Here is a 12,438-nt window from a genome sequence, read left to right as displayed (position 1 = left end):
AGGAACCAAAAACCGTCGGCTCCCATCATCCGGCCCCTGCGCTTCGCTCCGGGGTCCCCTCGCTACGGGCCTGCTCCCGGGAGTACGCGCTGCAGGCCCCATCCATGGGGCCTCAGCGCTTGACGGGCATCCATGCCCGTCACCTCCCTCCGCAAGTCGCAATCGGCGGCGCCTGAACTATCGCGCGCCTAGAAGCAAAAGCAAAAGCAAAAGCAAAAGCAAAAGCAGAGAAGAGCCGGGCCGGCCGGGATGGATCGGAAATAAAAAACCCGCGCTGTCACCAGCGCGGGTTTTCGGTCAAACCGGAACGATCAACGCTCCAGCAGAATCCGCAGCATGCGGCGCAGCGGTTCGGCCGCGCCCCACAGCAGCTGGTCACCAACGGTGAACGCACCCAGGTACTGCGAACCCATGTTCAGCTTGCGCAGGCGGCCAACCGGGATGTTCAGGGTACCGGTAACCTTGGTCGGGCTCAGCTCCTGCATGCTGATTTCACGCTGGTTCGGCACCAGTTTCACCCAAGGGTTGTGCTGGCTGATCATGCCTTCGATGTCGGCCAGCGGCACGTCCTTGTTCAGCTTGATGGTCAGCGCCTGGCTGTGGCAACGCATGGCGCCAATGCGCACGCAGATGCCGTCGACCGGGATCGGGCTCTTGAAGCGGCCGAGGATCTTGTTGGTCTCGGCCTGGGCCTTCCACTCTTCACGGCTCTGGCCGTTCGGCAGTTCCTTGTCGATCCACGGGATCAGGCTGCCAGCCAGCGGTACGCCGAAGTTCTCGGTCGGGAACGCTTCGCTGCGCATGGTCTCGGCAACCTTGCGATCGATGTCGAGGATGGCGCTGGCCGGGTTGGCCAAGTCATCGGCAACGGCAGCATGGGTAGCCCCCATCTGCTTGATCAGCTCGCGCATGTTCTGCGCGCCGGCACCCGAGGCCGCCTGGTAGGTCATGGCACTCATCCACTCGACCAGGCCGGCTTCGAACAGGCCGCCCAGGCCCATCAGCATCAGGCTGACGGTGCAGTTGCCGCCGATGTAGTTCTTGGTACCCGCGTCCAGCTGCTGGTCGATGACCTTGCGGTTGACCGGGTCGAGGATGATCACCGCGTCATCCTGCATGCGCAGGGACGAAGCGGCGTCGATCCAGTAACCCTGCCAGCCGGCTTCACGCAGCTTGGGGAAGACCTCGTTGGTGTAGTCGCCGCCCTGGCAGGTCAGGATCACGTCGAGGGTCTTGAGTTCTTCAATCGAATAAGCGTCCTTGAGCGGAGCTGTATCCTTGCCCACGTTCGGGCCCTGGCCGCCAACATTGGAGGTGGTGAAGAACACCGGCTCGATAAGGTCGAAATCCTGCTCCTCCAGCATCCGCTGCATGAGCACGGAACCGACCATACCGCGCCAACCGATCAGACCTACACGTTTCATCGCAACTACACCTTTGCTAAAAGTGGGCCGCCACCGGGAATTTTGGGTGGCGGGCCAGAGAGATTACAGATTCCGCAGCGCTGCGACTACTGCGTCGCCCATTTCCTGCGTACCAACTTTGCGGCAGCCTTCCGAGAAGATGTCGCCGGTGCGCAAGCCCTGGTCCAGGACCACGCTCACGGCCTTCTCGATTGCCTCGGCGGCAGCCGACTGATTGAAGCTGTAACGCAGCATCATCGACACCGACAGGATGGTCGCCAGCGGGTTGGCAATGCCAAGGCCTGCGATGTCCGGTGCCGAGCCGTGGCACGGCTCGTACATACCCTTGTTGTCGGCATCCAGCGACGCCGAAGGCAGCATGCCGATGGAACCGGTCAGCATGGAAGCTTCATCCGACAGAATGTCACCGAACATGTTGTCGGTCACCATCACATCGAACTGCTTTGGCGCACGCACCAGCTGCATGGCAGCGTTGTCGACGTACATGTGGCTCAGTTCCACATCCGGGTAGCCCTTGGCCACGTCCTCGACCACTTCACGCCACAGCTGGCTGGAAGCCAGGACGTTGGCCTTGTCCACCGAGCACAGCTTCTTGCCACGCACGCGGGCCATGTCGAAACCGACACGGGCAATGCGGCGCACTTCGCTTTCGCTGTACGGCAGGGTGTCGTAGGCCTGGCGCTCGCCGCCTTCCAGCTCGCGCTGGCCACGCGGGGCACCGAAGTAGATACCGCCGGTCAGCTCACGGACGATGAGGATGTCCAGGCCCGAAACGATCTCTGGCTTGAGCGACGAGGCATCGGCCAGTTGCGGATAGAGGATGGCCGGGCGCAGGTTGGCGAACAGGCCCAGTTGCGAACGGATTTTCAGCAGGCCGCGCTCCGGGCGGATGTCACGCTCGATCTTGTCCCACTTCGGCCCGCCCACGGCGCCCAGCAGCACGGCATCGGCCTTGCGCGCACGCTCCAGGGTCTCGTCGGCCAGCGGCACGCCGTGCTTGTCGATGGCGGCGCCACCGATCACGTCGTGCTCCAGGTTGAAGCCGAGCTGGAACTTGTCGTTGGCCAGCTCCAGCACCTTGACCGCCTCGGCCATGATTTCCGGACCGATACCGTCACCTGGGAGAATCAGAATCTGCTTGCTCATGCTTTCCTCTATCCATTCACGCGGTGCGGCCAAACGGGCCCCACCGAAAAGTTCTTAACGCTCGGCCCACAACACCAGCACATCGGTGCTGAACGAGCCATCGGCCTCGATCTGGTAATACTGCCGTACTTCTTCGCCCATGGCTTGCTGCAATTGGCGGATGGCCACGCGCATCGGCTCGGGGGTACGCATGCGCTCGACCCAACTGCCGAACTCCAGGCGCAGCGGCTGGCGGGTGTGGCTGCGTACGTGCAGGCCGGCTTCGCTGACCTGGCGCTGCCATTCGGCGGCGGAGTAGTCGCGCACGTGGCTGGTGTCGCGCAGCACTTCGACCGTTTGCAGGTAGGTGTCGAGCAGCGGGCTGCCCGGCGACATGACGTCGATGAACGCTGCCACGCCACCCGGCTTGAGCACCCGGCGCACCTCGCGCAGGGCCAGGCCCAGGTCGCTCCAGTGGTGGGCCGAGTAGCGGCTGAAGACGAAGTCGAACGAAGCGTCGGCGAACGGCAGGCGTTCGGCGGCACCGCGTTCGGTGCTGATATTGGCCAGGCCGCGCTCGGCGGCGGCACTGGCGACCACGTCGAGCATGGCTTGCGAGAGGTCGTAGGCGACCACTTCGGCGACCAGCGGGGCGACATGGAAGCTGACATGACCGGCACCGCAGCCCAGGTCGAGCACGCGGGCATCGCCCTGCCCCGCCAGCGCGGCCTGCAGCAGGGCGAATTCACTGCCCTGGGCGTGCACGGCGCTGCTGAGGTAGGCGTTGGCCTGTTCGCCGAACTGGCGTTGGACCACATCGGTGTGCTGGGTGCTGGTCATGTCTCGATCCTTTGTTTTTTTGCTGCCTGTACCGGCCCTTTCGCGGGCGTGCCCGCGAAGAGGCCGGTACTGTTACCTGCACACTTCAGGCATCACGGAACAGCCAAGGCTGCCCGGCGCGGTGCTTGCCTTCAAAGGCCTTGATCGCATCGCTGTCCTGCAGGGTCAGACCGATGTCGTCCAGACCGTTGAGCAGGCAGTGCTTGCGGAACGCATCGATCTCGAAGTGCAGTACCTTGCCATCCGGGCGGGTCACCGCCTGCGCCTGCAGGTCGATGGTCAGCTGGTAGCCCGGGTTGGCTTCGACCTGCTTGAACAGCTCGTCGACTTCCTCGTCACTGAGGATGATCGGCAGCAAGCCGTTCTTGAAGCTGTTGTTGAAGAAGATGTCGGCAAAGCTTGGCGCGATGACGCTGCGGAAGCCGTACTCGTCCAGCGCCCACGGGGCGTGCTCACGGCTGGAGCCGCAACCGAAGTTCTCCCGCGCCAGCAATACGCTGGCACCCTGGTAGCGCTCGTGGTTGAGCACGAACTCCTTGTTCAGCGGGCGCTTGCTGTTGTCCTGGTAAGGCTGGCCCACGTCCAGGTAACGCCACTCGTCGAACAGATTGGGGCCGAAGCCGGTGCGCTTGATCGACTTCAGAAACTGCTTGGGGATGATCTGGTCGGTGTCGACGTTGGCACGGTCCAACGGCGCGACAAGGCCAGTGTGCTGGGTAAAGGCTTTCATGCTGCGCTCCCTTGGATCAACTCGCGGACATCGATGAAGTGGCCGGTCACCGCGGCGGCGGCGGCCATGGCCGGGCTGACCAGGTGGGTACGGCCACCGGCGCCCTGACGGCCTTCGAAGTTGCGGTTGGAGGTGGACGCGCAGTGCTCGCCGCTCTCCAGGCGGTCCGGGTTCATCGCCAGGCACATCGAGCAGCCTGGTTCACGCCATTCGAAACCGGCTTCGAGGAAGATCTTGTCCAGGCCTTCACGCTCGGCCTGGGCCTTGACCAGGCCCGAGCCCGGTACCACCAGCGCCTGCTTGACGTTGGCAGCGACCTTGCGGCCCTTGGCGATTTCGGCGGCAGCGCGCAGGTCTTCGATGCGCGAGTTGGTGCACGAGCCGATGAATACGCGGTCGAGCTTGATATCGGTGATCGCCTGGTTGGCGGCGAGCCCCATGTACTTGAGGGCACGCTCGATCGAACCACGCTTGATCAGGTCAGGCTCGGCAGCCGGGTCCGGCACGCGCTGGTCGACGGCGAGGACCATCTCCGGCGAGGTGCCCCAGCTGACCTGCGGCTTGATTTGCGCAGCGTCGAGCTCGACCACGGTGTCGAACACCGCGTCAGCGTCGGAAACCAGGCCTTTCCAGGCTTCGACCGCCTGCTTCCACTGCTCGCCCTTCGGCGCGTACGGGCGGCCTTCGACGTAGGCAACGGTGGTGTCGTCCACTGCCACCAGGCCAACGCGGGCGCCAGCCTCGATGGACATGTTGCAGATGGTCATGCGGCCTTCCATCGACAATTCGCGGATGGCGCTGCCAACAAATTCCATGGCGTGGCCGTTACCACCGGCGGTACCGATCTTGCCGATCACGGCCAGTACGATGTCCTTGGCGGTAACGCCGGCAGGCAACTGGCCTTCCACGCGTACCAGCATGTTCTTCATCTTCTTGGCGACCAGGCACTGGGTAGCGAGCACATGCTCGACCTCGGAGGTGCCGATGCCGTGGGCCAAGGCACCGAAGGCGCCGTGGGTGGAGGTGTGCGAGTCACCGCAGACCACGGTCATGCCAGGCAAGGTGGCACCCTGCTCCGGGCTGATGACGTGGACGATACCCTGACGCTCGTCATTCATCTTGAATTCGACGATGCCATATTCGTCACAGTTCTCGTCGAGGGTCTGCACCTGCAGGCGCGACACCTGGTCGACGATGGCTTCGATACCACCCTTGCGCTCTGGCGTGGTCGGCACGTTGTGGTCCGGCGTGGCGATGTTGGCGTCGATGCGCCAGGGTTTGCGGTTGGCCAGGCGCAGGCCTTCGAAGGCCTGGGGCGACGTCACTTCGTGGATGATGTGGCGGTCGATGTAGATCAAGGACGAGCCGTCATCACGGCGCTTGACCTCATGGGCTTCCCAGAGTTTGTCGTAGAGCGTTTTGCCAGCCATCAGACTGTTCCTCATCAGCGTCTTTCTATGCCAAAGACCCCTTGGCTTGTACGGACGATGCTATGGCGATAGATTGAATAACTCAAATTCATAATTTTCATGCTTTGCATAACCATCAGGAATTCAAGCAATGGACCTGGCCAACCTCAGCGCTTTCATCGCCATCGCCGAAACCGGCAGCTTCTCTGGCGCCGGCGAGCGGCTGCACCTGACCCAGCCGGCCATCAGCAAACGCATCGCCGGCCTGGAGCAGCAGCTGGATGTGCGCCTGTTCGACCGCCTGGGCCGTGAGGTAACCCTGACTGAAGCCGGGCGCGCCTTGTTGCCACGGGCCTACCAGATTCTCAATGTGCTCGATGATACCCGCCGGGCGCTGACCAACCTGACCGGGGAAGTGAGCGGTCGCCTGACCCTGGCCACCAGCCACCACATCGGCCTGCACCGCCTGCCGCCGCTGCTGCGAACCTTCACCCGTCAGTACCCGGCCGTGGCACTGGATATCCAGTTCATGGATTCGGAACAGGCCTACGACGAGATTCTGCATGGCCGCGCCGAGATTGCCGTGATCACCCTGGCGCCCGAGCCGCACCACCTGGTCAAGGCCGTGCCAGTATGGGACGACGCGCTGGACTTCGTCGCCGCCCCCGAGCACCCGCTGGCCAACAACCATGCGGTCAGCCTGGCCGATGTCGCCCGTCACCCGGCCGTGTTCCCCGGCGGCAACACCTTTACCCACCATATTGTCCAGCGCCTGTTCGAAAGCCAGGGCCTGACGCCGAACATCGCCATGAGTACCAATTATCTGGAAACCATCAAGATGATGGTGTCGATCGGCCTGGCCTGGAGCGTGCTGCCGCGCACCATGCTCGACGAACAGGTTGCACCCATCGCCTTGCCGGGCATACAGCTGTCGCGCCAGCTAGGCTACATTCTGCACACGGAGCGTACGCTATCGAACGCAGCCAGGGCATTCATGGCCCTGCTCGACAGCCACGCGGGGCCCGCCTGACCGGTCGTCAGCCCGGTATTGCCACCTCCAAGGACGCGTCATACGCCAAAGGTCTGGTACCGATGCCCAAATCAGCTAACCGCTTTTTGCGCCTGCCGCGTATACCAGCGGCCGACCCCCAGGAGTCGGAACAGGCCTGGCAGAACGCCCCGCAACTGCTGGCCGCGCTCAACGGCGCGCGGCTGGGAGCCTGGCTATGGGATATCGACAGCGGCCGGGTCAGCTGGTCGCGAGGCACCCAGGCCCTGTTCGGCTTCGACCCGCAGCGCCCGCTACCCGCCGATGTCGACTACCTCGACCTGTTGCCCGAGGAAGACCGCGCGCGCACACGCCAGGTGTTCCAGGCGGTGTTCAACGGCGAACCGGTGGAACAGGCCATGCGCCATCGCATCCGCTGGCCGGACGGTAGCCTGCACTGGCTGGAAATCAATGGCAGCCTGACCCACGACCCAAATGGTCGGCCACAGATGATCGGGGTGATCCGCGAAATCACCCGTCAGCGCGAACGTGAAACGGCGCTGATCAATTCGGAAAAACGCTTCGCCACCCTGTTCCACCTCAGCCCTAATGCCATTTTGCTCACCCGCCGCCACGACGGCATGATCTTCGAGGTCAACCAGCACTTCGAAGACATGTTCGGCTGGCCCGGCAGCCAGGTGATCGGCAAGACCAGCCTGGAGCTGGGCCTGTGGGTCAACCCCGAACAGCGCCACCAGTTGCTGGAGTCGACCCGGGCCAATAGTGGCCCGTTGATCCTGGAAGTACAGTTCCGCGCCGTCAGTGGCAAGGTGCACGACGGCATTCTCTGCACCCAGGGCATCGAGCTGGAGGGTGTGACCTTCCTCCTCAGCACCTTTATCGACACCACCGATCGCAAGCGCGCCGAGCAGGCCCTGAAGGACAGCCAGGAGCGCCTGGACCTGGCCCTGGACTCGGCACAACTGGGCACCTGGGACTGGCATATCCCCAGCGGCATGCTTTACGGCTCGGCCCGCGCCGCGCAGTTGCACGGCCTGCCGCCCATACCCTTTCACGAGTCGTTCGACGCATTTTTCGAAGGGGTACCGGAGCAAGAGCGCAACTCGATGCGCCAGGCCTACCGCAGCCTGCGCGAAGGGCCTGCCGGCAACTACCAGATCACCTACCGGGTGCAACTGGAAAACGGCATCTCGCGCTACATCGAGAGCCGCGCCCGACTGTACCGCGACGAGCAGGGCAACCCGCTGCGCATGGCCGGCACCTTGCTCGACATCACTGACCAGGTTGAGCGAGAACAGCGCCTGAGCGCCTCGGAAGAGAAGTTCGCCAGCCTGTTCCAGGTCAGCCCCGACCCGATCTGCGTCACCCGCCAGGACACCGGCCAGTTCATCGAGATCAACCCGGCGTTCACCCAGACCTTCGGCTGGGGCACCGACCAGGTGATCGGCCGCACCGCCGAGGAAATCGGCCTGTGGGCGGAGTCCATAGAGCGCGCACAACGCATCGAGCGGGTAATTCGCGAGCAGGCCCTGAGCAACGTCGCCGTGGTGGTCAACCACCGCAATGGCGCACCGCTGACCTGTGTGATTTCCAGCCGCCTCATCACCGTCGACGACCAGCCCTGCAGCGTCACCACCCTGCGCGACATCACCCAGCAGCAGCGCGCCGAGGCGGCACTCAAGTCCAGCGAGGAGAAGTTTGCCAAGGCCTTCCACTCCAGCCCCGACGCCATCACCATCACCGAACGCCACAGCGGTCGTTACCTGGAAATCAACGACGGCTTCTGCCGCCTGACCGGCTACGACGCCACCGAAGTGGTCGGCCACACGGTGTACGAGATCGGCATCTGGGCCGACGACAAGCAGCGCGCCGCCCTGCTGGCCGAGTTGCGCGAGCGTGGCCGGGTGCACCACCGCGAGATGCTCGGGCGCAACAAGCGTGGCGATATCCTCACCGTAGAGGTTTCGGTGGAGCCGATCACCCTCAACGAGGTGGACTGCCTGCTGCTGACCGCCCGCGATGTCAGCCAGTTGAAAAATGCCCAGGCGCAGATTCGCCACCTGGCCTACCACGACCCGCTGACCAACCTGCCCAACCGTGCACTGCTGATGGACCGCCTGAGCCAGCAGATCGCCCTGCTCAAGCGCCACAACCTGCGCGGCGCCCTGCTGTTCCTCGACCTCGACCATTTCAAGCACATCAACGACTCGCTGGGCCACCCGGTGGGCGACACGGTGCTGAAGATCATCACTGCACGCCTGGAAGCCAGCGTGCGCCTGGAAGACACCGTGGCGCGCCTGGGTGGCGACGAGTTCGTGGTATTACTCAGCGGCCTGGAAGGCAGCCGCGAGCTGGTCGAAGAGAAAGTCCGCGGGCTGGCCGACACCCTGCGCGAACTGCTGGCCGAACCGATGTCGCTGGACGGCCAGCGCCTGCAGGTAACACCCAGCATCGGCGTGGCGCTGATCCCTGACCACGGCGCCACCCCGGCCGACCTGCTCAAGCGTGCCGATATCGCCCTGTACCGGGCCAAGGATTCCGGGCGCAACACCACTCAGTTGTTCCACACCACCATGCAGAAGGCCGCCAGCGAGCGTCTGCGCATGGAAAACGACCTGCGCCTGGCCCTGGCCCGTGGCGAACTGGCGCTGCACTTCCAGCCACAGGTGGATGCCCGCGACAACCGCATCGTCGGCGCCGAGGTGCTGCTGCGCTGGCATCACCCGCTACTGGGTCAGCAGCCGCCTGCGCAATTCATTCAGGTACTGGAAGAAAGCGGCCTGATCCTGGAAGTTGGCAGCTGGATCCTCGACGAAGCTTGCGATGCCTGCGCGCGCATGCTCGGCGACGGGCTGATCGACGCCGACGATTTCAGCCTGTGCGTGAACATTAGTCCACGGCAGTTCCGCCAGAACGACTTTGTCGGGCGGGTGCTGCGCAGCCTGGACGATTACCGCCTGCCACGGCAGATGCTGAAGCTGGAAATTACCGAAGGCATCGTCATCCAGAACCTGGAAGACACCATCAGCAAGATGCGCGAGTTGAAGCGCTACGGGGTGAGCTTTGCCATGGATGACTTCGGCACCGGCTACTCCTCGCTTACCTACCTCAAGCGCCTGCCGGTGGATACGCTGAAGATCGACCAGACCTTCGTGCGCGATGCGCCGGTGGACCCCAACGACGCCGAAATCGTCCGCGCCATCGTCGCCATGGCCCGCAGCCTGGACCTGACGGTGATTGCCGAAGGAGTGGAGCTGACCGAACAGCTGGAGTTCCTGGAGCGGCTGGGGTGCCACCTTTACCAGGGGTACTTGCACAGCCGGCCGCTGCCGCTGCCGGAGTTCCGGCAAATGTTGCTGGAGGCGCCGGCGGATTACTGAAACCGATGCGGATGCGCTCCCACAAGGGAGGGGCACCCTCAGGCGATGAGCACAAAAAAGGGCACCCCGAAGGGTGCCCTTTTTCACATCTGCACGATCAGTTCAGCGCTGGCTTGTCGCCGTTGATCGGAATGCGCTTGGCCTTGGCTTCTTCAGGCACGATGCGCAGCAGGTCGATGCTGAGCAGGCCATTGGCCAGGCCGGCGGCCTTGACCTCGATATGGTCGGCCAGGCGGAACGACAGTTTGAAGGCGCGCTGCGCGATCCCCTGATGCAAATAGGTCACTTCAGCGGCACCATTGTCGCGCTTGCCACCGGTTACGGTCAGGACGCCTTTTTCAACCTGCAGGTCGAGGTCGTCTTCCTGGAAACCGGCTGCGGCAACCACGATGCGGTAGTGGTCATCGCCATGCTTTTCAACGTTGTAGGGCGGGTAGCTGCTACCGGCCTCGTTACGTGCCGCGGACTCGAACAGGTCGTTGAAACGGTCGAAACCAACGGAATGGCGGAACAGTGGAGCGAGAGAGAAAGCGGTAGTCATGGTCATGAACTCCTGAGATTCAGCAAGTAAGTCATTACGCGACCCGACTTCGGCATCGCGCACTCAAGAGATATGGCCGAGGGAAATGCTTTCAAGGGGCGAGCAGAAAAAATCTGGATTCCTGCATTGGGCTTGTTGGCCTCTTCGCGGGCAAACCCGCTCCCACAGGGAGCTCACACATTCCAAAACCTGCGCCGAACCTGTGGGAGCGGGTTCACCCGCGAAAGGGCCGGATCAGGCAACACAAGCTTCGAAGGAAGCCACCTCAACCCCCAGCAACCGGCTGATCCGCGCGCAGTCATCCTCGCGCCGCAACTCGGCAAACAGCACCACCGCTTCGGGATAACTGCGGGTCAGCATCGCCAGCCACTGCTTCATCCGCCCCGGCGCATAACGCGGCGAAAGCTTGGCCTGAGCCTGGCGCCAGAACTCGCGCAGCAACGGCAGCAGGTCGTCCCAGCTCATCGGCTGGTACTCCCGCCCGTCACGCGCTGCGGCAATCTGCAGCCCCAGGTCGGGGCGCGAAACCAGCCCACGGCCCAGCATGATGTCTTCGGCACCGCTGACCTCACGACAGCGCCGCCAGTCGTCCACGGTCCAGATCTCGCCATTGGCGAACACCGGCACCTTGACCACATCCTGCACGCGCGCCACCCACTCCCAATGGGCCGGCGGTTTGTAGCCCTCGACCTTGGTCCGCGCATGCACCACCAGGTGCGCCGAGCCACCTTCGGCCAGCGCCGTGGCACACTCCAGAGCGCCATCAGGGCTGTCGAAGCCCAGGCGCATTTTCGAGGTGACCGGGATATCCGCCGGTACGGCACGGCGCACTTCGCGCACAATGGCGTGCAGCAGCTCCGGCTCCTTGAGCAGCACCGCGCCACCACGCGACTTGTTCACAGTCTTGGCCGGGCAACCAAAGTTCAGATCGATCACCGGCGCCCCCAACTCGCAGGCCAGCGCAGCGTTTTCCGCCAGGCACACAGGGTCCGAGCCCAACAGCTGCACACGCATGGGCACCCCGGCGGCGGTCCGCGCGCCATTGCGCAACTCGGGGGCCAGCTTGTCGAACGAGGACGGCGGCAGCAGGCGGTCGCACACGCGAATGAACTCGGTGACGCACCAGTCGATACCGCCCACGCGGGTCAGCACGTCGCGCAGGATGTTGTCGACCAGCCCCTCCATGGGGGCCAGGGCAATTTGCATGTCGGGGTCTCGGCGGAAAAAGCCGGCAGTCTAACAAAAATTGCCGGTGTTTCAGGCGCCGATCAGCGCCGGGCCATAACCGTCGAGGAATTCCGCCGGCATACGTTTGGGCTTGCCGCTGGACAGCTCGATGCAGGCAAAAGTGGTCTGGGCGCGCAGCAAGGTCGCACCGTCACGCGGGCGCTTGAGCTGGAAGCGCCGGGTCATGCGCAAACGCTGGTCCCAGTCGATGATCCAGGTGGCCAGTTGCAGCTCGTCGTCCTCGTAGGCGGCGGCCAGGTAGTCGATTTCGTGACGCACCACGGCCATGGCCCGGTCCAGCCGGCGGTACTCGGCCAGGTCCAGGCCCAGGCGCTGGGAGTGGCGCCAGGCGCAGCGCTCCAGCCAGGTGACGTAGACCGCATTGTTGGCGTGGCCAAGGCCGTCGATGTCCTCGCTGCCGACGCGCAGGTCGATGACGAAGGGTGTTGCCAGGTCCCAGCTCATGTTCGCTTCCTTGGAGGAAAACTGGATTTAGCAGGGCCCTGCAGAAAAAAGTCCAGCCTTTGTGGAGGATTTACCGGCCTCATCGCCAGCAAGCCAGCTTGTGTCTTCAAGGTCTGCGCGGGATCAAAGGCTTGCGCTGTACCTGTGGGAGCAACTGTCTTTGAAGATTTTTTTGAGGCTGCCCCGCTAGGCATAGCTTCGCCAGCGATACCACGTAGAGGTGTCGCTGGCGAAGCCCGCGTTTCAGCAGATCAACCCTCGCTTGCTATCAGGTCGCGGGCACCTTGA

10 protein-coding genes are annotated in these 12,438 nt (G+C 63.7%); 2 read left to right on the top strand and 8 right to left on the bottom strand.

All coding sequences use genetic code 11. The features are described 5' to 3' along the window. Positions 1-311: 311 nt before the first annotated feature. The 5 genes from asd to leuC all read right to left on the bottom strand — a co-directional run bounded on the left by asd (position 312) and on the right by leuC (position 5,549). On the bottom strand, positions 312-1,424 hold the full coding sequence (gene asd, locus A4C63_RS17480; protein ID WP_003260268.1) for an aspartate-semialdehyde dehydrogenase: 1,113 nt from the start codon (positions 1,422-1,424) through the stop codon (positions 312-314). Between the two features lie 63 nt (positions 1,425-1,487). Then, on the bottom strand, positions 1,488-2,570 hold the full coding sequence (gene leuB, locus A4C63_RS17475; RefSeq protein WP_063913795.1) for a 3-isopropylmalate dehydrogenase: 1,083 nt from the start codon (positions 2,568-2,570) through the stop codon (positions 1,488-1,490). Positions 2,571-2,624: 54 nt separating this feature from the next. Then, positions 2,625-3,389 carry a class I SAM-dependent methyltransferase gene (locus tag A4C63_RS17470; protein WP_063913794.1) on the bottom strand — a complete coding sequence of 255 codons (765 nt, stop codon included), beginning with the start codon at positions 3,387-3,389 and terminating at the stop codon, positions 2,625-2,627. Positions 3,390-3,474: 85 nt separating this feature from the next. Beyond that, positions 3,475-4,119: a 3-isopropylmalate dehydratase small subunit gene (gene leuD, locus A4C63_RS17465; protein WP_054901139.1), complete on the bottom strand. Its 645-nt coding sequence runs from the start codon at positions 4,117-4,119 to the stop codon at positions 3,475-3,477. After that, positions 4,116-5,549: a 3-isopropylmalate dehydratase large subunit gene (gene leuC, locus A4C63_RS17460; RefSeq protein WP_063913793.1), complete on the bottom strand. Its 1,434-nt coding sequence runs from the start codon at positions 5,547-5,549 to the stop codon at positions 4,116-4,118. Before leuC ends, leuD begins: the two co-directional genes overlap by 4 nt. A gap of 130 nt (positions 5,550-5,679) precedes the next feature. Here leuC and A4C63_RS17455 point away from each other — a divergent pair, with 130 nt between their 5' ends. After that, positions 5,680-6,558 (top strand): LysR family transcriptional regulator, encoded by an 879-nt coding sequence (locus tag A4C63_RS17455; RefSeq protein WP_063913792.1) that lies wholly within the window; start codon positions 5,680-5,682, stop codon positions 6,556-6,558. A 62-nt stretch (positions 6,559-6,620) separates the two neighbouring features. After that, positions 6,621-9,917 carry a bifunctional diguanylate cyclase/phosphodiesterase gene (locus A4C63_RS17450; RefSeq protein WP_063913791.1) on the top strand — a complete coding sequence of 1,099 codons (3,297 nt, stop codon included), beginning with the start codon at positions 6,621-6,623 and terminating at the stop codon, positions 9,915-9,917. Positions 9,918-10,014: 97 nt separating this feature from the next. On the opposite strand, the gene A4C63_RS17445 is transcribed toward A4C63_RS17450, so the two are convergent. From A4C63_RS17445 to A4C63_RS17435, 3 genes are all read right to left on the bottom strand, one after another. Next, positions 10,015-10,458, bottom strand: coding sequence for an Hsp20 family protein (locus tag A4C63_RS17445; protein ID WP_063913790.1), 444 nt, complete (start codon positions 10,456-10,458; stop codon positions 10,015-10,017). Positions 10,459-10,692: 234 nt separating this feature from the next. Beyond that, positions 10,693-11,664: a tRNA-dihydrouridine synthase gene (locus A4C63_RS17440; protein WP_063913789.1), complete on the bottom strand. Its 972-nt coding sequence runs from the start codon at positions 11,662-11,664 to the stop codon at positions 10,693-10,695. Positions 11,665-11,715: 51 nt separating this feature from the next. Beyond that, positions 11,716-12,150 (bottom strand): thioesterase family protein, encoded by a 435-nt coding sequence (locus A4C63_RS17435; RefSeq protein WP_063913788.1) that lies wholly within the window; start codon positions 12,148-12,150, stop codon positions 11,716-11,718. Positions 12,151-12,438: the final 288 nt, after the last annotated feature.

Origin of the sequence: Pseudomonas sp. p21 (assembly GCF_001642705.1) — a bacterium.
Lineage (GTDB): Bacteria > Pseudomonadota > Gammaproteobacteria > Pseudomonadales > Pseudomonadaceae > Aquipseudomonas.
The sequence above is the reverse complement of the archived record's forward strand: the minus strand, read 5'-3'. Positions and strand labels throughout refer to the sequence as shown.

Excerpts from the sequence above, each read along its gene's own strand:
- asd (WP_003260268.1), bottom strand. The coding sequence starts at position 1,424 with ATGAAACGTGTAGGTCTGATCGGTTGGCGCGGTATGGTCGGTTCCGTG.
- leuB (WP_063913795.1), bottom strand. The coding sequence starts at position 2,570 with ATGAGCAAGCAGATTCTGATTCTCCCAGGTGACGGTATCGGTCCGGAA.
- A4C63_RS17470 (WP_063913794.1), bottom strand. The coding sequence starts at position 3,389 with ATGACCAGCACCCAGCACACCGATGTGGTCCAACGCCAGTTCGGCGAA.
- leuD (WP_054901139.1), bottom strand. The coding sequence starts at position 4,119 with ATGAAAGCCTTTACCCAGCACACTGGCCTTGTCGCGCCGTTGGACCGT.
- leuC (WP_063913793.1), bottom strand. The coding sequence starts at position 5,549 with ATGGCTGGCAAAACGCTCTACGACAAACTCTGGGAAGCCCATGAGGTC.
- A4C63_RS17455 (WP_063913792.1), top strand. The coding sequence starts at position 5,680 with ATGGACCTGGCCAACCTCAGCGCTTTCATCGCCATCGCCGAAACCGGC.
- A4C63_RS17450 (WP_063913791.1), top strand. The coding sequence starts at position 6,621 with ATGCCCAAATCAGCTAACCGCTTTTTGCGCCTGCCGCGTATACCAGCG.
- A4C63_RS17445 (WP_063913790.1), bottom strand. The coding sequence starts at position 10,458 with ATGACTACCGCTTTCTCTCTCGCTCCACTGTTCCGCCATTCCGTTGGT.
- A4C63_RS17440 (WP_063913789.1), bottom strand. The coding sequence starts at position 11,664 with ATGCAAATTGCCCTGGCCCCCATGGAGGGGCTGGTCGACAACATCCTG.
- A4C63_RS17435 (WP_063913788.1), bottom strand. The coding sequence starts at position 12,150 with ATGAGCTGGGACCTGGCAACACCCTTCGTCATCGACCTGCGCGTCGGC.